Here is a 25786-nt window from a genome sequence, read left to right as displayed (position 1 = left end):
AGTTGGCTAGTGAACGATTGATAATTTTAGATAATCTCAATATTTATATGTTATTACAAGGTGTTTTGAGAAGTTTTATTAATAGTTAGAATTACTTAGATTATCTGAATTCGATATTGGTACTTTTAGAAAAATGGCGTTTAATCATTATTAAGTAAAATATAAACCATTCCGAGAGCAGGCGTATGGAATTTAGCAATCACTTTAAAAGAAAACTAAAAACTCAACAGCAAATTGGGTTATGGGTCGGTTTGGCAGATGCTTACGCTACAGAAATTGCAGCCAATGCCGGATACGACTGGTTGCTGATTGATGGCGAACATGCGCCCAGTGATTTAAGAACCACACTTTCCCAATTACAAAGTATTGCAGCATATCCATCCCAGGCCGTGGTGCGTCCACCGATTGGCAGCGTACAACTGATTAAACAGTTATTGGATATTGGCGCACAAACCTTACTGATTCCTATGGTGGAAACGGTTGAACAAGCAGAGCTGATGGTGAAAGCAGTCCGTTATCCGCCTGAAGGAATTCGGGGTGTAGGAGCAGCTTTAGCAAGAGCAACCCGTTGGAACAGTATTCCGAATTATTACGAAACCGCTCATGAAAATATTTGTCTGTTGATTCAGATTGAATCAGTCACAGGTCTGGAAAACCTGGACGATATTTTAAAGGTGGATGGCATTGATGGTGTATTTATTGGTGCTGTGGATTTGTCTGCAACCATGGGCTATCAAGGTAATCCAAACCATCCGGAAGTGCAAAAGGCAGTGGTGAATGCGATTCAACGTATTCGTGCGGCAGGGAAGGCAGCCGGTATTTTATCCACACAGCATGACGCTACGCAGCAATATTTGGAACTCGGAACGGAGTTTGTAGCAGTGGGTGTCGACACCAGTGTGTTGATGAATTCACTTCGCGAACTTTTGGCCAAATATAAAAATGGGGTAGATGTACCTAAAGTTTCGGATGGTTATTAATCTCAATAATTCTAAATAATACCGAACAACTGCTTAAGCCAAACAGAAAGCCCCTGATTTTTTATCGAGCAGGGGCGTTTGTATTAGTATGCGTATTTTAAATCGGTATATTCATTCAGAGACATTGCCACATGCTTGTCAATGAATTCACGAATATCGTCGCTAGTCATAGGCTGCCCTTGCTTGGTAATCACGTTTTCCATCGGCGCTTGACCGGCAGCAGTGATTTTATAAACGAAGTTACACAGCACTTTATAATGAGAATCTGCTTTAACCATGCAAGTCACGTAGCTATACGCATGTTCAAAATTTAGGTCAGTATGAGAAAAGATAAACTGGTCAAATAATGTCAGCGCCTTACCATCTTGCAGTGCTTTTAATTCATCCACAATATTGCTTTCAAATTGCACAGCGTAGCGTTCGGAAATAGGCTTTCCGTCGACTAAAAGTGAAACTTTGTCGTCATCATGATGGGTCACGGTGATATTGCTAAAATCAGACATGCAGATCTCTAAAATTGAATGAAATGTTATACGCTGATTATGTTTGAATTGATTTACAAATCAAGAAATGATTAGGCAGGTTGATTATATTCAGGATAAATAAACAACGAATAGAAGGGTTAAGGCGTCGTAAAGGATTTCGCTTTTATACGATCAGAAAGGCATGTGCAATTTAAATTAATAACTCCAAGTCTTTAATTCTAATGTTTGCTGATCCTGTTCGGGATCAATTTCCAAAATTTGTGCTTCGTGTTCGCGCCAGTCGCCTAAAACAATCCGTGATTTACCATTTTCATTATGGATATTAGGGCGGTGGGTGTGTCCATGAATCAGTACATCCACTGCTTGAAGTGATTGTTCAACGGCTTGTGGATTCACATCCATAATTTGATACGACTTTACTTGCTTGGTTTCGGCACTTTTTTTACGGAAGCCATTCGCCAGTTTCTGTCTAAAACTCAAAGGCATACTTTTAAGAAAACCTAAAAGTAGCGGATTACGAATAATTTTACGGAATTTCTGGTAGGACACATCATCGGTGCAAAGCAGGTCGCCATGTTCAAGACGGATCTGGAGATCACCTACCTTTAAAGCATCCACATCAGGCAACAAAGAGCCATTAAACTGCCTTAAAAAGCGTTGACCCAGTGCAAAGTCGCGGTTGCCGACTTGAAAGTAAACATGATTGCCGGCTTGAGTAAATTGTTGTAGAGCAGTGATAACGTCATCTAACCAGGGGGCAGAGTAGTCATCCCCAATCCAGGCATTGAACCAGTCACCTAGAATATAAAGCTGCGTGTCTTTATTTTTATAGTGTGCCAATAAATCCAAAAACCCCCGAACGAGTCGAGGGTGTTCAGGTGACAAATGTAAATCGGCGATAAACAGATAGGTCACGTATTTTCCTTAATATTTCCTCTCAAAGTCCATCGAGTGAATAGAGGGACTATGTCCTTAACCTTATTTCTTAAAGCAGTGCCTTAAAAACTGATTAAAGACGCAGAGGAGGTTTTTTATTCAGAAATAATTTTAGCAGATTCAATGACTACATTTTCTAAAGGAACGTCAGCGTGGTGACCACGGTTACCGGTACGAACGCCTTTAATTGCTTCAACAACATCTAAGCCTTCAACAACTTTACCAAATACTGCATAACCCCAGCCTTGTGCGGTTTTACCAGTGTGGTTAAGGAAAGAGTTGTTTTTCACGTTAATGAAAAATTGAGCAGAAGCAGAATGAGGTGCTTGAGTACGCGCCATTGCGACCGTACCTTCTTCATTGCTTAAACCGTTGTCAGCTTCATTTTCAATAGAATCGCGAGTTGCTTTTTCTTTGAAGTTTTCATCCATGCCACCGCCTTGAACCATGAAGTTTTCAATGACACGGTGAAAAATCACGCCATCATAAAAACCGTCACGTACATACTGAAGAAAGTTAGCCACGGTAATCGGGGCTTTTTCATCGTTAAGTTCAAGGACAATACGTCCTTTATTGGTGTTTAATTCGACTTGAGGAAAACTCATTCTATAATCTCCTGATCATGGGCCTAAAAACCCATGGTTTTTTGGTTGAGAGAAGCATAAGCAAACTGTAAACTACAAGGCAAGCAAAAACGTTACTTTCTTTGTTAAAAATTGAGAAAAGCGTTTTAATTATCCTATTTTATCTTATAGAAGTGATTTATCAACTATGAAGCCGAATGATGTTGTTTCATCCCTGCCAAATAACCCGACAACTCAAAATCAATCTGTCGATGCTGCGCAGCAAGAACAACAGCCTGGCTTAGACTTTGTACGCCAAGTGATTACTGACGATCTAGCAGCAGGCCGTACACAACAAGTGGTAACACGTTTCCCGCCAGAACCGAATGGTTATTTACATATTGGTCACGTAAAAGCCATTTGTCTGAATTTTGGGATTGCCCAGGAATTTAATGGCGTGTGCAACCTGCGTTTTGACGATACCAATCCAGATGCAGAAGAACAAGAATATGTAGACGGTATTGCCAATGACGTAAAATGGTTAGGTTTTGAGTGGAATGGTGAACCTCGTTATGCATCGAGTTATTTTGACCAATTACATGCTTGGGCAATTCAATTGATTCAACAGGGTGATGCTTATGTCGATTTGCAAACGCCTGAAGAAATTAAGTTAAACCGCGGTAATTTCAAAGAGCCGGGTAAAAACTCTCCTTACCGTGAAGCTTCTGTTGAAGATAATTTAGCCAACTTTGAAAAGATGAATAATGGCGGTTTGGGTGAAGGACAAGCCGTACTGCGTGCCAAAATTGATATGGCATCTCCAAACGTGCATATGCGTGATCCGATTTTGTACCGTGTACTTCATTCTGAACATCACCAAACCGGTGATAAATGGAAAATGTATCCGATGTACGATTACGCGCATCCATTATCAGATGCGATTGAAGGCATTACGCATTCATTGTGTACTTTGGAATTTCAGGATCACCGTCCGTTTTATGACTGGGTGATTGAAAAAGTTAAATCGCCATCTGTTCCGCATCAGTACGAATCTAGCCGTTTAAATGTCGATTACACCATCACCTCGAAACGTAAATTGCGTAAATTGGTTGAAGGCAATCATGTTAATGGCTGGGATGACCCGCGTATGCCAACCGTAGTCGGTATGCGCCGTCGTGGTTTTACCCCTGAAGGTCTGCGTGATTTCTGTAAGCGTGTAGGTGTGTCTAAAGTGGATGGCAGTATTGTTGATGTTGCAATGCTTGAATACTGTATCCGCCAGTCTTTGGAAAATACCGCTGCACGTGGTATGGCGGTATTAAATCCATTGAAAGTGACCTTGACCAACTTGCCTGAAGATATGGATTTAACCCATGCACGTCATCCGAACGTAGACATGGGTGATCGCATTATTCCTTTATCTAAAGAAATTTATATTGATCGTAAAGACTTTGAAGAAGTGCCGCCAAAAGGCTTTAAACGTTTGATTCCACAAGGTGAAGTACGTTTACGTCATGCTTATGTGATTAAATGCGACGAAGTGATTAAAGATGCGCAGGGTGAAGTGGTTGAACTGAAATGTTCAATTGACCCTGAAACCTTAGGTAAAAATCCGGAAGGCCGTAAAGTCAAAGGTGTGGTGCATTGGGTTTCTGCAACCAAAGCTGTGCCTGCTGAAGTTCGCGTTTATGATCGATTGTTTACTGAAGCTGCTCCGGATGCAGATGATGACTTCTTGGCGCACTTAAACCCGGAATCTTTAACTGTGCTTCAGGCGATGATTGAACCTGCTTTGGCACAAGCTCAAGCTGAAGATCGTTTCCAGTTTGAACGTGAAGGTTACTTCGTGGCAGATCAATATGATCATACAAACGATAAGCCGGTGTTTAACCGTATTTTGGATTTAAAAGATAGCTTTAAGCCAGGTAAATAATTTAATTGCGCTTTAATTTAAAAAAGCTCAACTTCGGTTGGGCTTTTTTGTAGCTTCCAAGCAAGAATTGGTTTTAACTGTGTATAGTTTCTTATGTAATCTTATAAAATTTATCCTTTTTTCTGCGCTAAAACCTTTCATCAATGCGAAAGTATAGAGATTATCATTGTAAAAAGATGAGGCTAAGAAAAATGAATAATGTCGTTATCGAGACACAGATGTTAATTCGTAAACCGGTTGCTGAGGTATTCAATGCCTTCATTGATCCAGAAATCACCAGCAAGTTTTGGTTTACTTCCTCTACGGGACATTTAATGGAAAATAAAAACGTAGATTGGTATTGGGAAAAATATGAGGTGACGACCAGTGTTTTTGTGGAACAGTTGATTAATAATCAATTAATCCAGATCAGGTGGGGCGAACCAAAGTCTACGGTAGATTTCATTTTTGAAAAAATATCCGACAATGAAACCTTTGTTAGAATCCGTAACTACGAGATTCCTTTAGAAGGTTCAGAGTTAATTGCTTTTGTGATTAAACAGACCAATGATTTCACTACACTGTTAGATGGCGCTAAAGCCTACTTGGAATATGGTGCACAACTGAATCTGGTCAATGACAAACTTCCACCCTTTGATTAAAGACTTTGAGTTTCTCAATATAAGCATTTTATCAACTGGGTGGAATTAAAATTTTCATTGCGCTTTTTTGAGAGTTTGCAGTTGAATAACACCAGTTGAGCAGCACATCTCTTCAGTTTTTTACGCCTCATTGATATGGGGCTTTTTATTTTTTATAGACAGTAGCCCAATTCAAAATTAAGGATTTTTTTCTTCAGGTTGTTTCAATAGTAAAGAGGGCGGCAGACGTTTTTTTGCTTTATCGCGTAATTTTTTCTTGATATATAACACCAAAGCGAAACAGGTGGTGGTGATGGTCAGCAACATACTGTTCATATAACTCATGATTGAGCTGACATAGCCAATGGTGGTCAGGCGGTTCATCATGTGAATAACTTGGGGGCTGCTTTCAACACCGGTAATGGCCCAAGTGCAGAGATGTTCGCAATTATTAATAATCAGATGATAGTTGTTTTCGTTCATACGAGAACGCATGCGCCGTACAACTTTACGACCCGTAAATTTGGGATTGTTATAGTGTTGAACAATAATGGTTTTGCCAAAACTGAACTTTTCTATTGAGGTTATCTCAATCGGACGTTTTTTGAATAAATGTGCAAAACCCGAATAATGAATTACCCGGCCACGCCCTGCATAAATGCCATGATGGGAATAGCCTAAGTGTTTAACAATAAGATGTGTTCCTAAAGGAAACCGGATTTTCTGCTGTTGCATCCCAGACTTAATCAATAAAATGACAGATGTATTTTGTTGACGTAGTTTACTGCTTCTTTGTGAAAGAATCGACTATTTCACTGGGCTTAATGACTATTTAATAAAAACGACAAGCATGGGATAAAATTTCAGCCTAGCCTAAGTCATTTGGGGGAGATAAAATGAAGAATCAATTTTTATTAAAATGTGCCGTAATTTTTGCTTTAAATATGGCTGCAATCAGCCATGCAGAAATTTATGCGGAGCGTTGGCAAAGCAATGCTTTTGATGTAGATGTAGTAAAGATAGAACAGCCTCAAAACTTGCGTTTATTTTTAAATGATGCCAAAACCAATCAGCCGCTGCATAAATTTGATGCAGTTCAGAAAAAATTAAAGTCTTGTGAAAAGTTGTTATTTGCCATGAATGCAGGAATGTATCATTCAGATTATTCTGCAGTCGGTTTATATGTAGAAGCCTCTCAACAAAATCAGAAATTAAACAGGGTTGAACAGGGCTTTGGTAATTTTTATCTGCAGCCAAATGGTGTGTTAGCCTGGAATCAGGATAAAAGCATAATCGCCACCACAGATGACTACGCTAAGATAAAGTTTAATGCAGATTATGCGACGCAATCTGGGCCAATGCTGGTGATGAATGAGAAAATTAATCCAAACTTTTTAGAGCATTCAGACTCATTTAAAATTCGTAATGGAGTGGGAATTAAAGATCAGACGCTCTATTTTGTGATTAGCAATACTGCGGTGAGTTTTTATCAATTTGCACAATTTTTTCAACAACAATTAAAAGTGCAGAATGCATTGTATATGGATGGTTCAATTTCTAGTGCCTATATTCCACAATTAAAACGCGCAGATTCAGCTGTTAAGCTTGGCCCGATGATTGGGTATGTTGATGTGAAAAACTGTCAAAAAGACTAACGCACACGTCTTAAAATTATTTATCAATGGACCTTATTATTTTCACTTTTTTTGCCTAATCCCAGTATTTGGAATAGGTATAAGCATGATTTTTAATTTGTAAATTTTCATTTATAGTGAAGTTTAGGTAAATTTTGCACTATTAACTAAATAAGATTATTAATAAGTTAAAAATGATATCCAATTTTTAAACCATAGCCTATAGCATGATTGTCATTGAATTCACCTACTTTCGAAGCTTCTGAAACGCCTGGAAGCGGTAGATTATAAGTTCCATCTTGTACAGTTACATCTCCCAACCAAAAGTATTTAACCTCGCCTGAAATAAAATAATTGGATTGGGGATTGTGCTGTAGTGCTAAGCCCACTCCATAATATCCTTTAGTCGGATTAAAGATAGAGGCCGGATTGCCTGTACCCGAATCCCAGCCGATATCAAAGGCACTCGACCATTGGGGTGTCCATTTTTTTATCACTCCCACTGTCGCGCTCCACTGATCTTTTTGATAGTCATCCAGATTGAATCCACCGCTATAAGCTCCGCCACTCATTGTAGTCGTTGACTGTTTTGATAATGCACTGAATTGGGTGGGGCGAATCACAAAATCTTTCCAGTTGACCCAGCGAATACGGGAGTAAAACAAAGTGCTGACCGTAAGACCTGTTTGAAAATCGAGGTTGACAGACTGAGGTGTGGAAATTTTAGTTTTATTTTCATCAGTCAAAAGCAGAGCTGTTCCTAAGATATTTTCGGTGACATTGATTTTGTGATCAATTTTGGAGTGGTAGGTCAATGCAGTTTTTAGTGCTTTTTCAGGCAATTGGTAAGCGAAACCAGCCAGCCAGCCAATGGCCGCATCTTCCTTGAAAATAGCGTTATAGCCATTAAATTCCTCATAAACCAATCCGCGTAGCGAAACATGACCCTTAATAGTCTGAAAAGCGGGTCCTGCATAAAAATTGAAGTTTTTAAAAGGTTGATAACCTAAAACCAGACTGAGATTTTGGCTATCCACATTGATCTGTGTACCTTGTTGACTAACCGATGGATCAGAAAAACTGCCATTGTTTTTGAGTGGATATTGAAGGTCTGAGCCAAATGGCTGATCGTAAAGGATGCCGAAAGAGAGTTCCGGGGTTAATTGAAGTTTAAGGGCCGCGCTATAGTATTGAAAATTTTGGCTAACATTGTTGGTTGAATAGTCATCAACACCTGAATTGACCAGATCTGGACGTGTACCTAAAGTGTGTCCTGACACTTCAGGATCAGCCGCATTAAGGGAAGCTTCAAAATAATGGCCCACTTCGAGAAAAGGCAACAAGGATTGGCCCGATTGATCCAGTGCTGCAGCCATGCTATGGCTTGAGATGAGGCTGCATAATATTGCCAGTCTAGGATAATACCGTTCCATATATTTTCCTTTTTATTCGACTCATTTTTTATTTTTAAGGCATTCTTATTTTATTTATTAAAATATTTCAAATATGAGTAAAGCACTTTTAACTATAAGGGAACAGTAATTTTTGGATGAATTCACGGAACTATGTTTCGAAGTATTAAAATCTAAAAATGAACAGTATTGACAGGCAAATAAAAAGGCATTTAGTGAACTAAATGCCTTTTTATTAGACTCTACTATTGCAGGGGTAGATGCTGTAATTCGTTTAACTCTTTACGGCTATAACCTCGTGAAGCTAACACCTTTTTAATTCCAATGATGACATCCTCATCTGTTGCCTTTGCTAAAGCTTGGATCAGTTGTTCATTCGATTTACAAGAGTAATCATTTTCGACACACGAGATTTGATTCTTGTGTTCGTTTTGCTGTTGATTAGCGGAAAACAGCTTTTGCCAAAAACTCATAGAGCCTTCTTATGCCACTTAACATAGTTCGAAATATATCCAATTCCCTAAATAATACAAGCCTATGTCAGTGATAAAAGCAGCAATTGAACTTTAAATTTTCCGATGATATGGGGCAAGTTTAACGATATTATGAGATTTACTATTTAGAATTGTCTATATATTATTGATTTTATTGTAAATAAAAATGAAGCTCAAGCGAACTTCATTTAAATAACCACATATACAAACTTAACAATGAAATAAATTGTTTAAATCTTTTCCAGTAATACACCCGATTCTACATGGTGGGTATAGGGGAACTGGTCAAACAATGCAAATTTGGTCACTTTATGCGTGGTTGATAAGGTCTTTAAGTTATCTTGTAGGGTGTCAGGATTACATGAAATATAAATGATGCGTTCGAAGCGTTGAATCAGTTTTAAGGTTTCATCATCAATTCCTGCACGCGGAGGATCAACAAATACCGTGTCAAAATCATAGCTGGAGATATCAATCTCGGCTTCCTGCAGACGGCGGAATTCACGTTCACCATTATAGGCTTGGGTGAAATCTTCAGCGGATAAACGTGCAACCTGAATATTGTCAATCTGGTTCTGTTCAATATTCCACTGCGCCGCATAAACAGATGATTTAGCCAGTTCAGTGGCCAGTACGCGATTGAACTTGCTTGCAAGTGGCAGGGTGAAGTTACCATTACCACAGTACAGTTCAAGTAAATCTTTATCGGACTGTTCGGCGGCATTACAAGCCCATTCCAGCATCTTTTGGCAGACTTGCGCATTAGGCTGGGTAAAGCTGCTTTCAATTTGCTTGTATTGATAGGTACGATCGAATACTTGCAGTTCTTCAACCACAAATTCATCGCTTAATACCACTTTTTGACCGCGGCTACGACCAATCAGTTTGATATTCAGTTTTCCAGCCAGTTGTTTGGCCAAGGTTTCCCATTCGGCATCCAGCGGGCAACGATAAATCATTGACACCAGCATTTCGCCTTTTAAAGTCGTCAGAAAATGAACTTCAAATAGGCGTTTAGACAATACCGGATTGTTTTTCAGTTCTTGCAGCAAAATCGGCATCAATTGATTAATGCTTTGATCTGCAATCGGGAATTCGTCAATGCGAATCACTTGTTTTTGATTATCTTCACTGCGTTCAAACATCGCATAAAACATATCGTCGTCAGTATGCCAAATACGGAATTCTGCGCGCATACGGAAGTTTTGTTCAGGCGACGGAAATACGTCTAAAGAAGGAGGATTAAATTCGGCAAATTGAGCAGAAATACGTGCAATCTTGGCATCAAGTTGTAACTGATAAGCTGAAGTCATATGCAGTAAAAATCACGAACACATTGAAAACAGGGATGGTAACAAAGTTTGCATAAGATGACTAAACTTATTGCCCATTCTGCGGCAGAAATATCGTTTCAACCAAAATTTTGGCTAGATATAGAGGGTACTTATTAATTATGGTGATTTTAAGCTTAAGGTATAAATTGATTTAAAAATCAATAAATTAATAGATTGATATGAAAAACAAACCAAATCAACCTGACCAGGGAACGGTCGACTTAGTAAAGAGGGAAAACATGAGAGTTATAGAACTAAGCTTTTAAATTTAGTCTTAAATTAAGGTCATCAGGCTGGCATTACCTCCTGCTGCAGCGGTATTGATACTGATCGCACGCTCAATCACCAATCGTTCTAAAGGAATATCATAATCAAGCGGCTGCAAATGCGTGATACCGATAATCGCATCTTGGCGGGAGGCAATCTGATGTTGCAACTTTTGCAGTTGGGCTCTGGTACCGTGATGTAGTACTGCTTCAAAATCATCGGTTTCAATATGTTGAATAAAAATAAAACGATCTGCAATTTCTTTTGGCATGTTAGAAAGATATTTGAGCACAAAGGTATTTTTAGCCAGAACGACAGGCTGACTGCCGACTGCAAAAATTGCTGCCAATTGCTGAATCTGATCCTGTTCCAGATCCGCTAAAGAAAGTACCCGTTTTCTTGGCAACACCACATATTGATTACTTTCACCGGTCGGCCCTTGCAATTCATAATGATGGCTAGAGCAAAAAGCCGGGCAAGGCTTCAAATGATATTGAGGAAAAGTTTTTTCAGCCCAAGTGTAAAATATCTCGTATAAAGGCTGATGCGCTGGCTGTGTTTCAAGAGATTGAGTTGCAAAAGGGGTTGCCAGCTTTTTAGCAGAGCAGTGTTGCATCAAACGGTACAGATAAATAGGTCCCCCCGCTTTAGGACCTGTACCGGATAAGCCTTCACCGCCAAAGGGCTGAACGCCGACCACAGCCCCGACAATATTACGGTTGATGTATAAGTTGCCCACTTCAGCATGTGCAATCACGATTTGAATGGTTTCATCAATACGGGTATGCAGCCCCATAGTGAGTCCATAACCTTTGGCATTAATCTGTTCAAGTAGCTGTTCCAGCTGCCCATATTTGTAGCGAATCACATGCAAGACCGGACCAAACACTTCACGCTGCAAATCTTCCAGATTTGGTAATTCAATCAGCGTCGGTGGAATAAAAGTGCCTTCGGTTAAAGCTTGATCCTGTGCTGGATTTAACATGAACTGATGGACCAGATGACCTTTGCTGCGCATCTGATCAATATGCTTTTGAATATTGCTTTGCGCTTCTATATCAATCACAGGGCCGATATCGGTTTTTAACAGGAACGGATTACCGACACGCAGTTGTTGCATTGCGCCTTTCAGCATATTGATGACGCTATCTGCATTATCTTGCTGTACACAGAGCACACGTAAGGCAGAACAACGTTGGCCTGCACTGTCATAAGCCGAACTTAGCACATCTAAAATCACTTGTTCAGTTAATGCGGATGAGTCGACAATCATGGCATTTTGACCGCCCGTTTCCGCAATCAGTGGAATGGGCTGACCAGATTTACTCAGTCTTTGCGCAAGGGTCTTGTGCAAGATTTTGGCCACATCGATTGAACCGGTAAACATGATGCCCTGAATACGCGTATCCCCACTTAATTGTGCACCGACGGTTTCACCGTGGCCGGGAAGCAGTTGCAAAACATCTTGAGGAATACCGGCTTGCCAAAAGATTTGAATCGCTTGCGCGGCAATCAGCGGTGTCTGTTCAGCCGGTTTTGCAAGTACGGTATTTCCAGCGACCAGTGCAGCTGCAATCTGTCCTGTGAAAATAGCCAATGGGAAATTCCATGGACTGATACATAACACGGGGCCGAGTGCCTGAACCAATGTATTTTGATCCAGATCGATTATTTGTGCAGCGTAATAACGCAGGAAGTCGATGGCTTCACGAACTTCTGCAATGGCATTGGCATAGGTTTTACCGCTTTCACGGCACAGTAAAATCATCAATTCCTGCAAACGCGATTGCATGATGTCTGCAGCGCGTTGCAAACAAGCAGCACGTATATTTTTCGGCGTATTTGTCCATTCAGCTTGGGCATTGACTGCATTATCCAATGCTAGATTGACTTGTATAACAGTTGCTTCTTGTACATGGCCGACAACATCGGAGTGATTGGCAGGATTTAAAATGGTAATGAGTTCCGAATTATCATCAGTCAGACTATCTTCGCTACTGAGGTTTTTACCCAAAGCCTGAGCTTGCCATTGTTGCTGACTGAACTCTTGTGCAGTTTGATTCAGCAGCATTAACTCGTGATCATTGGCTAGGTCTAGACCCATAGAGTTTGGACGAGTATCGCCGTATAAATCGGCTGCGAGGGGAATAGCGGGATGTTTTTGCCCGATCTGTGATTCATTAGCTGCATTTTTCAAAATTTCTGAATGTGGATTTTCAATCAGATCTTCAATTTTTAAGGATTTGTCTGCAATGCGATTCACGAAAGAGGTATTGGCGCCGTTTTCCAGTAAACGTCGTACCAGATACGCCAGTAGCGTTTCATGATTGCCGACCGGTGCGTAAATACGACAAGGCACGCCCAGTTTGTTATCCATTTTATCGCCCACCACTTGCTCATAGAGTGGTTCGCCCATGCCATGCAGACACTGGAATTCATACTGACCGCTGTAATATTGGCGTGGATCGGCCAGATGGTAAATCGTGGCCAGCGTTTGGGCATTGTGCGTCGCAAACTGCGGATAAATCTGCTCTGGGGCAGCCAGGAGTTTTTTGGCACAGGCAATATAGGATAAATCAGTATGCACTTTACGGGTAAATACAGGATAGTCGCTCATACCATCAATCTGGGCTTTCTTGATTTCACTATCCCAGTAAGCACCTTTGACCAGACGAATCATCAAGCGTTTTTGACTGCGTTTTGCTAAATCCACTAGGTAATCAACGACATTGAAACAACGTTTTTGATAGGCCTGAATCACAAAGCCGATCCCTTTCCAGTTGGCAAGACGAGGCTCAAAACACAGACGCTCTAATAGTGCTAAAGAAATTTCCAGACGTTCAGATTCTTCTGCATCAATGTTTAGACCGATATTGTAGCGTTTAGCCAGTTCTGCCAATTGCAGCACTTTTGGATATAGCTCCTCATGCACACGCTCAACCTGCGCACGTTGATAGCGCGGATGCAGGGCAGACAGCTTGATTGAAATACCGGGTCCATCATAAACATCTTTGTCTTGTGAAGCTTGACCGATGGCATGAATTGCATTGCTATAATCTTGATAATAACGTTCAGCATCATGTTCTGTGAGTGCCGCTTCACCGAGCATGTCATAGGAATATCGGAAACCTTTGTCTTCCAAAAGTTCTGCATGTTGCAGTGCTTCTTGAATGGTTTCACCAGTGACGAACTGTTCACCCATCATCCGCATTGCTACGTCTACCGCTTTACGGATAATACCGCGACCGCTACGTGCTAACAGCCCGGTCAGTACGCTGGATAAACTTTTTTGTTTTGGCGTTTCCATCAGTTTGCCTGTCAGCATCAGACCCCAAGCCGCAGCGTTGACAAACATCAAGCTACTTTGTCCGACATGTTCTTTCCAGTTGCCCTGATTAATTTTGTCGCGAATCAACAGGTCACGGGTGGCGCTGTCCGAAATACGCAGCAAGGCTTCTGCCAGACACATCAGGGCTATGCCTTCTTGAGAAGACAATAAAAATTCTTGCAATAAACCCTGAACAATCCCCGCTTTACCATTCGAGCTTTTACGTTCACGCAATGTATGGGTCAGGTTAAATGCAAGATCATAAATACGCTGATTCAGTTGTTCAGAAATCTGGCTATGTTCAAGCAGGATTTCAACACACGCGGGTTCTGCACGGCGCCAAGCAGTATTAACCTTAACTTCATAATCATTCTGTTCTTTAAATTCAGTAATATATTCAAAGCGAGGTTTTGCCGGATTAAGGCGGGTTTCTGTATCCATCATATTCATGCCAACGTCCTGTGACTGCCAATTTTTTTGTTGAGTCAAATACCGTATATAATTTATGATTACAGAAAGGATGCCGAATAACTCACTATAATTTTTATTCATTTTAGAGAATAATTCAGATGATGAGCCCGATTTTCACATTAGACAGAACGGATATTAAAATTTTAGATATTCTGCAAAATGATGGGCGGATTTCAAATATCAAAATGGCTGAAGCAGTGAATTTGTCACCCACTGCAGCACTGGCACGGGTGCAGAAATTAGCCAAAGAGGGTTTTATTTTGGGCTATGAAGCAAAGCTGAATCCTGAGATGCTAAATGCCAGTTTTGTGGTTTTTGTGGAAATTTTACTGGATAAAACCACGCCCAATGTATTGGAAGAATTTTCCGATGCGATCATGCAATATCCTGAAATTGTGGAATGCCATATGATCAGTGGCGGTTTCGATTTTGTGGTGAAAATTCGCTGTGCCAATATGGAAGAGTTCCGCAGAATTTCAGGACAGGTGCTCTGGCAATTGCCTGGGGTAAAAGAAACACGCAGCTATCCGGTGATGGAAGTGATTAAAGAAAGCTCGAAAATTCATCTTAAAAATAAAGGACAAAAATAGAAGCAATAAAAAGAGGCTTACGCCCTTTATCTTCCAATAAAATTCAAGTAAAAATCAGCTGGGTTTTAGTAGGGGTTTTTAGCTTAGGCAGGTATTCCATTTTTTAACTCAGTCATTTCCTTTTTATACACATCATCTGCCTGTTCAAAACTTTGCAGTACTTCCTGAGAAAGCATTTTTTCAAGCAAGCTCACCACAATAATGCTCGCAAATCAAAGAATAAAGCCCGGAATAATTTCATACAGTCCCGTACTGGCGAGGATGTTGTTCTATAAAATGACGGTCACAGCCCCATAATAATACCCACAATCACGCCGTTTAAAGTCTTACGTTTCCAGAACAAAGACAAGATAATCAAGGGGCCGAAAGCAGCACCGAAACCAGTCCACGCATAAGCTAGCAAACCTAAAATTTTACTGCTCGGGTTGCCAGTACGTGCATTGGCAAGAACCGCAATTAATGAATTGATTGAAGTATTGATACAAGCCATTTCGAGTTTAGATCACAAATGTATTCAGGGCATTTAAGCCAATGAGCAGAGGGGTGTTATGCCACAGTAATACGAAGTGAGGCTATTGTGACTTTGCTTGATCCGATTCTGGGTCATGCCAAATGTAATGAAATTGGCAAGCCATGTACTGCGTAAAACAAAATCATTCAACAGATTGTATTGGAGCAGGCATTACTGACCCAAGAACAGTGAGATGAAATTTTTGCCTTTAGCACTCTGGTTTCAGAAGTGACTGCACAACTTTTATGAAAAATAATGCTGAATATAAAGCAGCGTAGAGGTAAAATAGTTAGGATTTTTAATCATTGTAATGCTTATGTTGAATAAACTCGCTGGACTATTTACAGGTTCAAGACTGTTTAAAAGTTCCAAGCCATCTGCTGAACAACTTTTTCTAGAAGAAAATAATATCCGGTTCCATCCAGAACAGGGCTATATCGTCGATGGTGTTGTGGTTAATGAACTGTCAGAACGGCTGTCGTATTTCTCCAATCGAAAATTAACTCAGTTTGACGATTTAAAAGCATTGTATTTCGCTGCCATGATTATCAATGAAAAAATTGATCTGGAAATTGCCAGTCAACGCTTCGTTGCGCGTTTAGGCAACACCGAAGAAAACCTGTTGCAGTTAAAGCAAATCATTCAAAAGCTGAATGACTATTACCGCAATTTCTTACGCGAAAAATGATTGGGAAATAGTGTTTGAAGACATGCTATCTGAAAGGATTTAGATAGAAAAAGGGCTTGTATATAAAAATAACTCAACCGAGAAAAAACCCATGCTAATATACTGCTCATGTCATTTAGACCAAAAGCTATATACATGTTCCAACAAGAAATTTCCCAATTAAATCTGCAGCAATTAAAAGCAGGTGAAAAACGCTGGGTCGGTAATTTACAAGGCTCATCCGCAGCTTTACTGTTTAAAGAAATTGCCGCGCAAAATAAGCAATTGTTCATTATTGTTGCCAAAAATAATCAGCACCTGGGTCAGTTGGAAAGTGAATTAGAGTTTTACGGTATAAAACCGACCATTTTCCCGGATTGGGAAATTTTGCCTTATGACCGTTTATCTCCGCATCAGGATATCGTGTCAGAGCGTCTTTCCATTTTATCGAATATGCCAAAGCAGGGCGTATTGCTTCTATCTGCCTCTACGCTTGTACAACGAGTTGCGCCAACCTCTTGGGTGTTGGGTGAGCATTTTGATATTAAAGTGGGTCAAAAATTTGAACTGGAACAACAAAAACTGCGTCTGATTCAAGCGGGTTATCATCTGGTGGATACCGTTTATGATCATGGGGAATTTGCGGTACGCGGCAGCATTATGGACATTTATGCATCCGGGCAAAATTCGCCGATCCGCATTGATTTGTTTGATGATGAAATTGAAAGCTTAAAGTTCTTTGATCCTGAAACGCAAAGAACCACGCAAAATTTGCAACAGTTTTCGGTATTGCCTGCCAAAGAATTTCCACTTAAAGAAGGGCGTGCGACTTTCCGTGACCGTTATGCAGAAAGTTTTCCGAATGCAAATCCGAAGAAAAATCCAGTTTATCAGGATGTCTTGGAAGGCATTGCTTCTCCAGGCTTGGAATTTTATTTTCCTTTATTCTTTAACAAAGAAGCGATGCAAACCCAAAGCACTCTGATGGCGTACTTACCACAGAATGGCATTGTCATTACAGATAAGCATCTTGATGAAGGTTTAACCAGTTTTTGGAAAGATGTGGTTCGACGCTATGAAGACCGTCGCCATAATGTCGATCATCCCATTTTGCCGCCAGAAGAAATATTCCTGCAACCGAATCAGGTTTTGGAACAACTGAATCACTTTGCCAGAATCATTGCATCTTCAGAAGAGTTTGTAGATAAAACTGGGGTACTTAATCTTAATACCGAATTACCACCACGTTTACCGGTCGATCCAAAACAGGAAAAGCCTTTTTCGGCGGTTAAAAAATATATTGATGCTGCCAATCATCCGGTACTTTTAGTTGCTGAAAGTGCAGGTCGCCGTGAAACCTTAAAAGATGCTCTGCGGGCAGCTTTGGGTGATATTCCAAATGTAGAAAATTTTGCAGAGTTTAGAAAATCACTTCATGCCATCGCCATTACCAGTGCGCCACTTGATCGTGGTTTGGTAATTCCTGATCACCTTACCGTGATTTCTGAAAATCAGCTCTATGAACATCGGGTTGTGCAGCGCCGTCGTAAACGCCAGCAAGAAGTTTCAGAAGAGTTTTTAATCCGCAGTTTAACGGAGCTGAGTATTGGTGCACCTGTGGTGCATATCGATTATGGCGTGGGGCGTTATGCGGGTTTGGTCAAGTTAAGTATTGATGAGCAAGATCATGAATTTTTACAGCTCGATTATGCCGATGCTGCCAAAGTATATGTTCCAGTCACTAACTTACATTTAATCAGCCGTTATAGTGGCGGTGATCCCGATTTAGCGCCATTACATAAATTAGGTACCGATGCCTGGAACAAGGCAAAACGTAAGGCCTTGGAACAGATTCATGATGTCGCCGCTGAACTGTTACATATTCAGGCGCGTCGTCAGGCAAAACCCGGCTTTAGTTTCGAACTTGAGCAAAGTCCGTATATGCAATTTGCCAGTGGCTTTGCTTATGAAGAAACTCTAGATCAAGCCAATGCAATTGAAGCGACCCTGCATGATATGCAACTGGCCAAACCGATGGATCGTCTGGTCTGTGGTGATGTTGGTTTTGGTAAGACCGAAGTCGCGATGCGAGCCGCATTTTTAGCGGTGCAAAACAATAAACAAGTCGCTGTTTTAGTGCCGACGACCTTATTGGCACAGCAGCATTATGAATCCTTTAAAGACCGTTTTGCCGATTGGCCGATTCGGATTGAAGTAATGTCCCGTTTTGGTTCTAATAAAACGCATGTTAAAACGACTGAAGATTTGGCCAATGGCAAAGTCGATATTGTGATTGGAACGCATAAAATCTTGCAGGAAAGTATTCAGTTTAAAAACTTGGGTTTGATGATTGTCGATGAAGAGCATCGCTTTGGGGTGCGGGATAAAGAACGCATTAAAGCCATGCGTGCCGATGTCGATATGCTAACCCTGACTGCAACCCCAATTCCGCGTACCTTAAATATGGCCTTTAGCGGTATGCGTGATTTATCTATTATTGCCACGCCACCAGCACGCCGTTTAGCAGTCAAAACCTTTGTGCAAGAACACACTACTGAATCGATTAAAGAAGCGATTTTACGTGAATTACTACGTGGTGGTCAGGTTTATTTTTTACATAATGAAGTCGATAGCATTGAACGCGCGGCACAAAGTATTCGTGAATTGGTGCCTGAAGCACGAGTGGCGGTTGCGCATGGTCAAATGCGCGAGCGTGAACTTGAGCAGGTGATGCAGCAGTTCTATCATAAAGAATATAATGTCTTGGTGTGCTCAACGATTATTGAAACGGGTATTGATGTTCCAAATGCCAACACCATTTTGATTGAACGTGCAGACAAGCTGGGTCTCGCGCAGTTACATCAATTGCGAGGACGTGTCGGGCGTTCGCACCATCAAGCCTATGCCTATTTATTGATACCTTCAATTAAAGGCTTAAAAGGTGATGCAGAAAAACGTCTGGATGCCATCCAGCGTGCATCGAATTTAGGTGCAGGTTTTATGCTTGCCACGGAGGACTTAGAAATTCGTGGTGCAGGTGAATTACTCGGTGAACAACAAAGTGGTTCAATGCATGCGATCGGTTATAGTCTGTATATGGAAATGCTGGAAAAGGCGACCAAAGCTATTCAAAAAGGCAAAACCCCCAATTTTGATGCACCGTTATCATTAACGGCTGAAATTAATCTACATATGCCGGCATTGATTCCAGATGAGTATTTAGGTGATGTACACCAGCGTCTGATGTTTTATAAACGTATCAGTAATACCGATAGTCAGGAAAAACTCGATAATATCCGGATGGAATTGATTGATCGTTTTGGCGTGCCACCCGAACCGGTGAAGCAATTATTTGCCGTGCATCAACTTCGCTTAAAAGCAGAGCAGTTGGGGATTACCAAGGTTGATATCAATGCAAAAGGCGGTCATATTGAGTTTTCACCCGATACTCCAGTTCAAGCTATGAGTATTATTCAAATGATGCAAAAACATCCGACTTTTTTCCGTATGGATGGTGGTCAACGGTTAAAAATCATGGTGATGCTAGAAGATTATCAAAAAAGAATTCAGTTTATTTCTGATTTGCTGGCAAGTTTGTTAAAAGAAATTCACTGATCAGAAAGTAAGTGTTTAAATAATGCACATTCGCTGCTTCATTTGCTCATGCTTTTAGTTTTATCGCAAAGAAACACTTGAATTTTTAAAGAAATTTATTAAATTTATGTGCATATAAATGTTCTATGCAAATAGTGATTTATTTGTAATGAAACACATTGCATAGAATATTCACGTCTCATTGGATGTGATAGTATTAGCCATCATTCTAATTTTGCATAATTTATAAAGATATGTTTAGTTTGCATCCACAACTTGCTCAAGACACTTTTTTTGTAGGCGACTTTCCACTGTCAACATGTCGTTTAATGAATGATATGCAATTTCCGTGGCTCATATTAATTCCGCGTGTACCGGGTATTAGCGAATTATATGAATTAAGTCAGGCCGACCAAGAACAATTCCTACGCGAATCTAGCTGGTTATCCAGCCAATTGGCGCGTGTATTCCGTGCAGACAAAATGAATGTTGCTGCTTTAGGAAATATGGTTCCACAATTACATTTTCACCATGTCGTGCGTTACCAAAATGACGTGGCTTGGCCAAAACCAGTTTGGGGCACACCCGCTGTTCCATATAGCAATGAAGTTCTTGCACATATGCGTCAAACTTTAATGCTTGCGCTACGTGGTCAAGGCGATATGCCATTTGACTGGCGTATGGACTAATTCAAAGCAATTTAAAAAACTAGACAGGGAGTGTTTAGTGGGAATACTGGGACCAGGAGTGATTGAGTGCCATTAGACGACTGGGTTAGAAAAGAGCCAAGACAATTTGAATATTTTCATCGTTTGATGGGATATATCATGTTGGCTTTACTCATCATCGTCTATCATTACACATCTTCTGATACGCAATATCAGATCTATGTTCCTGTATTCTTGCTTTTTATCTTGTTGATAACCCCGAAGTTATCCAATGGGTTACTGTACCGTTATAATTCAAAAATAAAACGCAGTCTGTTCTTTCTAATTGATGTTGTTGTTATTTCAGTTATTTTATCTGCCATTCATTTAAACCTTGTACTGACTTTTCTTTCACTTTTTGCACTTCTATATACTGCAATCAGTAATAAAATTTCATTTCTCATGGTGTCATTGGCGAGCTTGATTGGAGTAGCAATTTTTTATCTGTGCAATATTTTTATTTTTGGATTTGGTGAGTATTTTGAACAGACTACAGGTGAATTAACTGTTCTGGGTTTCATTTGTTTAATTACTTATTTTGGTGTAGGAAGTTTTTACCAACGTAGTCAAATCCAGCATATTACAGATCGTAAAGCTTATTATTATGAGCAAATGAATCGGTATATGGAGTTTGCCAATCAACTCAGCCGTTATGCACCGGTACAATTGTGGCAATCGATTATGAAAGGTGAGTCGGAAGCCAAAATTGAATATAAACGAAAAAAAATGACCATTTTCTTTTCAGATATTCAAGGTTTTACCGAGCTCTCCGAAACCCTTATCCCTGATGACTTGGCATTCTTGCTAAATGACTATTTAAGTCATATGACAGAAATTGCGAAACAGTATGAAGCCACTGTTGATAAGTTTATGGGGGATGCGATTTTAATTTTCTTTGGTGATCCCATTTCTCAAGGTGTTGAACAAGATGCAAAAACTTGTTTAGACATGGCAATTGAGATGCGTCAGCAAATGAAACTGTTAAGAGAGCGATGGATTAAAATGGGCTATCCAGCGTTACATATTCGTATGGGGATCAGTACCGGATATTGTCACGTTGGGAATTATGGTGCGGCTCATCGCATGGCATATACCATTGTTGGACGTGATGCAAATTTAGCTGCACGGTTACAAAGTGCGGCAGCAGTGGATGAAATTTTAGTTTCCGATGATACCTATAATTTGATTAAAAATGATTATTTGTGTGCGCCTAAAGCACCGATTGAGCTTAAAGGTATTCAAGGACCAGTGAACACCTGGCAAGTGATGGAAAAATATACGTCGCGTAAATCGGATTATCAGCGCTGGTTTGATTATGAGTATAAGGGCTTTCATTTATTGCTGAATCTGGATGAAGTTCAAAATTATGAATATCCAGAATTACTCAATGTTCTGGAAAAAATGATCAAGCGTATACAGAAACAGCAAAAAATGACCAATTCTCAAGGTATTGTCAAACTGAATCTAGAAGATGAAATCATCGAAGATCAGAAAGATGAACAATATCACTAGACATTATTGCTCTTGAATAAAATATTAAAAAACCACGCTAGGCGTGGTTTTTTAATTCTGCATCAATTAATGATTTTCAGAAGCATGGTTGATTGTGTATTTAGGAATTTCAACTTCCAAATCTTCATCCACAATTTTAACCTGGCATGAAAGACGCGAGTCAGGTTCAAGACCCCAAGCGCGATCAAGTAAGTCGGCTTCGACATCAGTCATTTCTTCCAGGCTGTCAAAACCTTTGCGAACAACAATATGACAAGTGGTGCATGCACAAGACATGTCACATGCATGCTCGATCTTGATGCCATTTTTTAATAGGCTTTCACAAAGATTTGCATTTTGTTCGACTTCAAACTCAGCACCAGTTGGGCAAATTTGCGCATGTGGAAGAACTTTAATACGTGGCATAATTTTTACCTATTTATTCGGGTGAGTTTGACCAGTCATCAAGTTGAGTACCTTTAAGAGCAGCATCAATATGTTGATTCATACGTGCAGCAGCAAAGGCATCGCTATGTATTTTAAGCTGTTCTACAGCCTGTTCAATCGCTTTGATATCAGTCGTCGATAATTGATTTTCAAGTTGAACTTTGGCTTGCTCTAAAGCAACAAGTTGTTCAGCGTTAAGTAGGTTGGAATCTACTTTTAATGCTTGGGTCAGTGCTTCAAGTTCACGTTGTGCTTCAACTTTGGTTTCTTGCAAATGACGAAGATTTTTATCTTCTTCAGCAAATTTAAAACCTTCAATCAATAAGCGTTCAGTATCTGAATCGGATAAACCATAAGACGGTTTAATATCAATCTGCGCATGTACGCCAGAGGTGGTCTCTGTTGCTGAAACGGTCAGTAAGCCATCTGCATCGACTTGGAAAGTGACTTCAATACGTGCCTGACCTGCAGTCATTGGCGGAATGCCATGTAAAACAAAACGACCTAAGCTACGGCAGTGTTCAACCAGGTCACGTTCACCTTGAACCACGTGAATCAGCATCGCAGTTTGACCATCTTGATAAGTGGTAAACTCTTGGCGACGTGCAACTGGGATAGCAGTATTACGTGAAATCAGGCGTTCAACCAAGCCACCCATGGTCTCTAAACCTAAAGACAGCGGGGTCACATCCAGTAGTAACGAGCCATCTGTATTGTTACCAATCAACTGATCTGCCGTAATAGCAGCACCAATTGCAACCACTTCATCTGGATTAATGGTACATAACGGTTCTTGATTGAACACATCACGAACAGCTTTTTGTACTGCATATGAACGGGTTGAACCCCCGACAAGAACGACGTTTTGAATATCATCCAGCTCAAGCTTGGCATCACGCATCACGCGTTTACATACGCTAATCGTTTTATCTAAAGCAATTTTGATGATGTCTTCAAAGCTTGCACGATCTAAAGTTAAAACTTGATCTAGCGCTTGGAGCTCAACAGATTCTAACTCTGTTAATGCTTCTTTGGCTTTACGTGCAGCGACAATCAGATGAGCATGTTCTGAATTATTTAAAGTTTCAATATTGAGCTGTTTCTTCGCCCACTTGACGATTAAACGGTCTAAATCGTCACCACCGAGGGCAGTATGACCACCAGTCGCTAAAACTTCGAATACACCTTGGCTAAAACGCAAGATTGAAACGTCAAACGTACCGCCACCCAGGTCATAAATCACATAGTTGCGATCAGAAGCTAAATTGCTTTCTTGATCTAGGCCATAAGCCACCGCAGCAGCAGTCGGTTCATTCAGCAAGCGTAGAACATTTAAACCAGCCAATTGGGCTGCATCACGAGTGGCTTGACGTTGAGCTTCATCAAAATAGGCTGGAACAGTAATCACTGCGCCATTAATTGGATTTTGTAAGCTAGATTCAGCACGTTCTTTAAGTTGTTTTAAAATTTCAGCTGAAATTTCAACAGGGGTTTTACGCCCTTGGCTGGTTTCAAAAGCTGGCATTTGGTGATCTTCACCCACCAATGTATACGGGTGTTGAAATTTAATGTCCGCTTTTGAGCGACCCATAAAGCGCTTAACAGAAACAATGGTATTTTTAGGATCGCTGGTCATGAAGGCTTTTGCTTCATCACCATATTGGGTTGCGTCATCTGCATAATGCACAATCGACGGAAGTAACACGCGACCTTGTTCATCGTTAAGAACTTTGGCTTTGCCTGATAAAACCGTAGCCACTAAAGAATGCGTTGTACCTAAATCGATACCAATGGCAATACGGTGTTCGTGGGGCGCACTTGATTGACCAGGTTCTGCAATTTGCAAGAGAGCCATTGTGTTACATCCTTTGAACGTCTAAAAGTAAAAATAAATTAAAAATCATCGTCAAGATCGAAAGAATCATCATCTAAAAAGCGATCTTCAGCTTTGTCGATATCCGCCATGACTTTTTGGAAGAAACGTAACTTACGCACTGTATCGCGCGCTTCAGTCCAGTCTTCTTCAGTGTAGTCAATTTTAAATTCACGAACCAAGCTGTCCATCCATTGTTGAACTTCTTGTTTAAGTGAAATCAAATCTTCGGCAGCGTGGGCTTCATCCAGCTGTTCACGAATTTCCAGCGCAGATTGTAAAAAATCAAAATCGCTGATGGATTGATCAAGCAGATGATCTTGTTTTTTTAACGAAAGCAGATATCCCGCACGACTATCAACTTGAGATAAAACTTTAAACGCCTGATTAATTTCACTTGACTTGATCAATGCCTGATCTTTGTCTTCAGCTTTATCGGGGTGATATTGTTGCTGCAATTTTAAAAATTCATTTTTTAAAGCTGCTAAATCAATATCGAGTGCTACAGGAAGATTGAACAACTCAAAATGATTCATGGGAGATTTGATCCGCGAAAGTTCTATAAAAATAACTGCAAATATAAATGTAATTAAAACAGTGTATTTTACACTGTTTTAATTTTTAAAAAGAATGGAAGGGGGTGATTAAACCGTGAAAGATTCACCGCAACCACATTCACCTTTTTTATTGGGGTTGTTAAATTCGAAGCCTTCGTTTAAGCCATTTTTCACATAGTCCATTTCCAAACCTTCTAAATAGACACTGCTTTTAGGGTCAACGAAAACCTTAACACCAAACTGTTCAAAGGTTTGATCATGTGTATCAATTTCATCAACGAATTCGAGTACATATGCCAAGCCGGAACAGCCTGAAGTTTTCACGCCAACGCGAATGCCTTCACCCTTACCGCGATTTTTTAAGTAATTGCTGATATGAGTTGCAGCATTTTCAGTTAAATGAATCATGAAAACTCCATTATTCCTTATTCAAAACTTAAAGCGATTAAGCTTTAGCTTTTTTGCTGCGGTAGTCTTCAACAGCAGCTTTAATAGCATCTTCAGCAAGTACAGAACAGTGTATTTTTACTGGAGGAAGCGCGAGTTCAGTTGCAATATCAATGTTCTTGATTGCTTGTGCTTGGTCTAAGGTTTTACCTTTAAGCCATTCAGTCACCAGCGAACTTGAAGCAATAGCAGATCCGCAACCATAAGTTTTGAAACGGGCTTGTTCAATTACACCGTTGTCATCCACTTGAATTTGCAGACGCATAACGTCACCACAAGCGGGTGCACCGACCATACCTGTACCCACATTTTCAGCGTCTTTATCTAAAACACCAACATTACGGGGGTTTTCGTAATGATCAATTACTTTTTCACTATAAGCCATGATGCGTCTCCAAACCTCGGGGTCAGCCTTGATAAGAATTAATATGGGGGCATCTTACTG

At 40.3% G+C, this 25786-nt stretch carries 23 protein-coding genes and 1 pseudogene; 10 read left to right on the top strand and 14 right to left on the bottom strand.

Going from position 1 to position 25786, the window contains the following annotated elements:
* Window positions 1–185 precede the first annotated feature (185 nt).
* Window positions 186–980 (top strand): 4-hydroxy-2-oxoheptanedioate aldolase, encoded by a 795-nt coding sequence (gene hpaI, locus E0H80_RS14260; protein WP_131366836.1) that lies wholly within the window; start codon window positions 186–188, stop codon window positions 978–980.
* Between the two features lie 83 nt (window positions 981–1063).
* Here the strand turns inward: hpaI and E0H80_RS14255 are convergent, their stop codons facing one another.
* The 3 genes from E0H80_RS14255 to E0H80_RS14245 form a co-directional block, all read right to left on the bottom strand.
* Entirely contained in the window at window positions 1064–1483 is a 420-nt protein-coding gene (locus E0H80_RS14255) for a hypothetical protein (protein WP_131366834.1), read from the bottom strand.
* A gap of 177 nt (window positions 1484–1660) precedes the next feature.
* Window positions 1661–2380 carry a UDP-2,3-diacylglucosamine diphosphatase gene (locus E0H80_RS14250; protein ID WP_131366833.1) on the bottom strand — a complete coding sequence of 240 codons (720 nt, stop codon included), beginning with the start codon at window positions 2378–2380 and terminating at the stop codon, window positions 1661–1663.
* A 116-nt stretch (window positions 2381–2496) separates the two neighbouring features.
* On the bottom strand, window positions 2497–3006 hold the full coding sequence (locus E0H80_RS14245; protein ID WP_067865654.1) for a peptidylprolyl isomerase: 510 nt from the start codon (window positions 3004–3006) through the stop codon (window positions 2497–2499).
* Window positions 3007–3172: 166 nt separating this feature from the next.
* Here E0H80_RS14245 and E0H80_RS14240 point away from each other — a divergent pair, with 166 nt between their 5' ends.
* Together E0H80_RS14240 and E0H80_RS14235 are read left to right on the top strand one after the other, a co-directional pair.
* Window positions 3173–4897 (top strand): glutamine--tRNA ligase/YqeY domain fusion protein, encoded by a 1725-nt coding sequence (locus tag E0H80_RS14240; RefSeq protein ID WP_131366832.1) that lies wholly within the window; start codon window positions 3173–3175, stop codon window positions 4895–4897.
* A 191-nt stretch (window positions 4898–5088) separates the two neighbouring features.
* On the top strand, window positions 5089–5538 hold the full coding sequence (locus E0H80_RS14235; RefSeq protein ID WP_228260002.1) for an SRPBCC domain-containing protein: 450 nt from the start codon (window positions 5089–5091) through the stop codon (window positions 5536–5538).
* Window positions 5539–5715: 177 nt separating this feature from the next.
* On the opposite strand, the gene E0H80_RS14230 is transcribed toward E0H80_RS14235, so the two are convergent.
* Window positions 5716–6252 carry a lecithin retinol acyltransferase family protein gene (locus E0H80_RS14230; RefSeq protein ID WP_067865662.1) on the bottom strand — a complete coding sequence of 179 codons (537 nt, stop codon included), beginning with the start codon at window positions 6250–6252 and terminating at the stop codon, window positions 5716–5718.
* Window positions 6253–6413: 161 nt separating this feature from the next.
* Here E0H80_RS14230 and E0H80_RS14225 point away from each other — a divergent pair, with 161 nt between their 5' ends.
* A complete protein-coding gene (locus E0H80_RS14225) occupies window positions 6414–7172 on the top strand; it encodes a phosphodiester glycosidase family protein (RefSeq protein WP_131366831.1) in 759 nt (252 codons plus the stop codon).
* 167 nt (window positions 7173–7339) lie between these two features.
* Here the strand turns inward: E0H80_RS14225 and E0H80_RS14220 are convergent, their stop codons facing one another.
* The 4 genes from E0H80_RS14220 to putA all read right to left on the bottom strand — a co-directional run bounded on the left by E0H80_RS14220 (window position 7340) and on the right by putA (window position 14436).
* Window positions 7340–8584: an outer membrane protein transport protein gene (locus E0H80_RS14220; RefSeq protein ID WP_131366830.1), complete on the bottom strand. Its 1245-nt coding sequence runs from the start codon at window positions 8582–8584 to the stop codon at window positions 7340–7342.
* 224 nt (window positions 8585–8808) lie between these two features.
* The gene (locus E0H80_RS14215; protein ID WP_067865671.1) at window positions 8809–9036 is read right to left on the bottom strand and encodes a hypothetical protein; all 228 of its coding nucleotides are present in this window, start codon (window positions 9034–9036) and stop codon (window positions 8809–8811) included.
* Window positions 9037–9287: 251 nt separating this feature from the next.
* The gene (gene trmA, locus E0H80_RS14210) at window positions 9288–10370 is read right to left on the bottom strand and encodes a tRNA (uridine(54)-C5)-methyltransferase TrmA (protein ID WP_131366828.1); all 1083 of its coding nucleotides are present in this window, start codon (window positions 10368–10370) and stop codon (window positions 9288–9290) included.
* Between the two features lie 295 nt (window positions 10371–10665).
* Window positions 10666–14436, bottom strand: coding sequence for a trifunctional transcriptional regulator/proline dehydrogenase/L-glutamate gamma-semialdehyde dehydrogenase (gene putA / locus E0H80_RS14205; protein ID WP_131366826.1), 3771 nt, complete (start codon window positions 14434–14436; stop codon window positions 10666–10668).
* A 119-nt stretch (window positions 14437–14555) separates the two neighbouring features.
* Here putA and E0H80_RS14200 point away from each other — a divergent pair, with 119 nt between their 5' ends.
* Complete coding sequence (locus E0H80_RS14200) at window positions 14556–15047, top strand: Lrp/AsnC ligand binding domain-containing protein (protein ID WP_131366824.1); 492 nt, start codon at window positions 14556–14558, stop codon at window positions 15045–15047.
* Window positions 15048–15330: 283 nt separating this feature from the next.
* On the opposite strand, the gene E0H80_RS17155 is transcribed toward E0H80_RS14200, so the two are convergent.
* A complete protein-coding gene (locus tag E0H80_RS17155; RefSeq protein WP_416224599.1) occupies window positions 15331–15537 on the bottom strand; it encodes a sodium:solute symporter family transporter in 207 nt (68 codons plus the stop codon).
* Between E0H80_RS17155 and aspA the strand changes: the two are divergent.
* From aspA to E0H80_RS14170, 5 genes and pseudogenes are all read left to right on the top strand, one after another.
* Window positions 15500–15747 (top strand): annotated as a pseudogene (gene aspA / locus E0H80_RS16905) (aspartate ammonia-lyase); the annotation flags it as partial. The gene E0H80_RS17155 and the pseudogene aspA overlap by 38 nt on opposite strands.
* A gap of 127 nt (window positions 15748–15874) precedes the next feature.
* The gene (locus E0H80_RS14185) at window positions 15875–16246 is read left to right on the top strand and encodes a hypothetical protein (RefSeq protein WP_131366823.1); all 372 of its coding nucleotides are present in this window, start codon (window positions 15875–15877) and stop codon (window positions 16244–16246) included.
* Window positions 16247–16381: 135 nt separating this feature from the next.
* A complete protein-coding gene (gene mfd, locus E0H80_RS14180) occupies window positions 16382–19840 on the top strand; it encodes a transcription-repair coupling factor (RefSeq protein ID WP_131366822.1) in 3459 nt (1152 codons plus the stop codon).
* A gap of 233 nt (window positions 19841–20073) precedes the next feature.
* Window positions 20074–20508: an HIT domain-containing protein gene (locus E0H80_RS14175; RefSeq protein WP_067865690.1), complete on the top strand. Its 435-nt coding sequence runs from the start codon at window positions 20074–20076 to the stop codon at window positions 20506–20508.
* Between the two features lie 66 nt (window positions 20509–20574).
* Complete coding sequence (locus tag E0H80_RS14170) at window positions 20575–22038, top strand: adenylate/guanylate cyclase domain-containing protein (protein ID WP_131366820.1); 1464 nt, start codon at window positions 20575–20577, stop codon at window positions 22036–22038.
* A 66-nt stretch (window positions 22039–22104) separates the two neighbouring features.
* Here the strand turns inward: E0H80_RS14170 and fdx are convergent, their stop codons facing one another.
* The 5 genes from fdx to iscU all read right to left on the bottom strand — a co-directional run bounded on the left by fdx (window position 22105) and on the right by iscU (window position 25726).
* Window positions 22105–22443 carry an ISC system 2Fe-2S type ferredoxin gene (gene fdx / locus E0H80_RS14165; RefSeq protein WP_131366818.1) on the bottom strand — a complete coding sequence of 113 codons (339 nt, stop codon included), beginning with the start codon at window positions 22441–22443 and terminating at the stop codon, window positions 22105–22107.
* A 13-nt stretch (window positions 22444–22456) separates the two neighbouring features.
* Complete coding sequence (gene hscA / locus E0H80_RS14160) at window positions 22457–24319, bottom strand: Fe-S protein assembly chaperone HscA (RefSeq protein WP_131366816.1); 1863 nt, start codon at window positions 24317–24319, stop codon at window positions 22457–22459.
* Between the two features lie 38 nt (window positions 24320–24357).
* Window positions 24358–24873 (bottom strand): Fe-S protein assembly co-chaperone HscB, encoded by a 516-nt coding sequence (hscB, locus tag E0H80_RS14155; RefSeq protein WP_131366814.1) that lies wholly within the window; start codon window positions 24871–24873, stop codon window positions 24358–24360.
* A gap of 108 nt (window positions 24874–24981) precedes the next feature.
* Window positions 24982–25302, bottom strand: a complete 321-nt coding sequence (gene iscA / locus E0H80_RS14150) for an iron-sulfur cluster assembly protein IscA (protein WP_067865704.1) — start codon at window positions 25300–25302, stop codon at window positions 24982–24984.
* 37 nt (window positions 25303–25339) lie between these two features.
* A complete protein-coding gene (gene iscU, locus E0H80_RS14145; protein ID WP_067865709.1) occupies window positions 25340–25726 on the bottom strand; it encodes a Fe-S cluster assembly scaffold IscU in 387 nt (128 codons plus the stop codon).
* Window positions 25727–25786: the final 60 nt, after the last annotated feature.

It is taken from the genome of Acinetobacter sp. ANC 4779, from assembly GCF_004331055.1.
Classification (GTDB): domain Bacteria; phylum Pseudomonadota; class Gammaproteobacteria; order Pseudomonadales; family Moraxellaceae; genus Acinetobacter.
The sequence above is the reverse complement of the archived record's forward strand: the minus strand, read 5'-3'. Positions and strand labels throughout refer to the sequence as shown.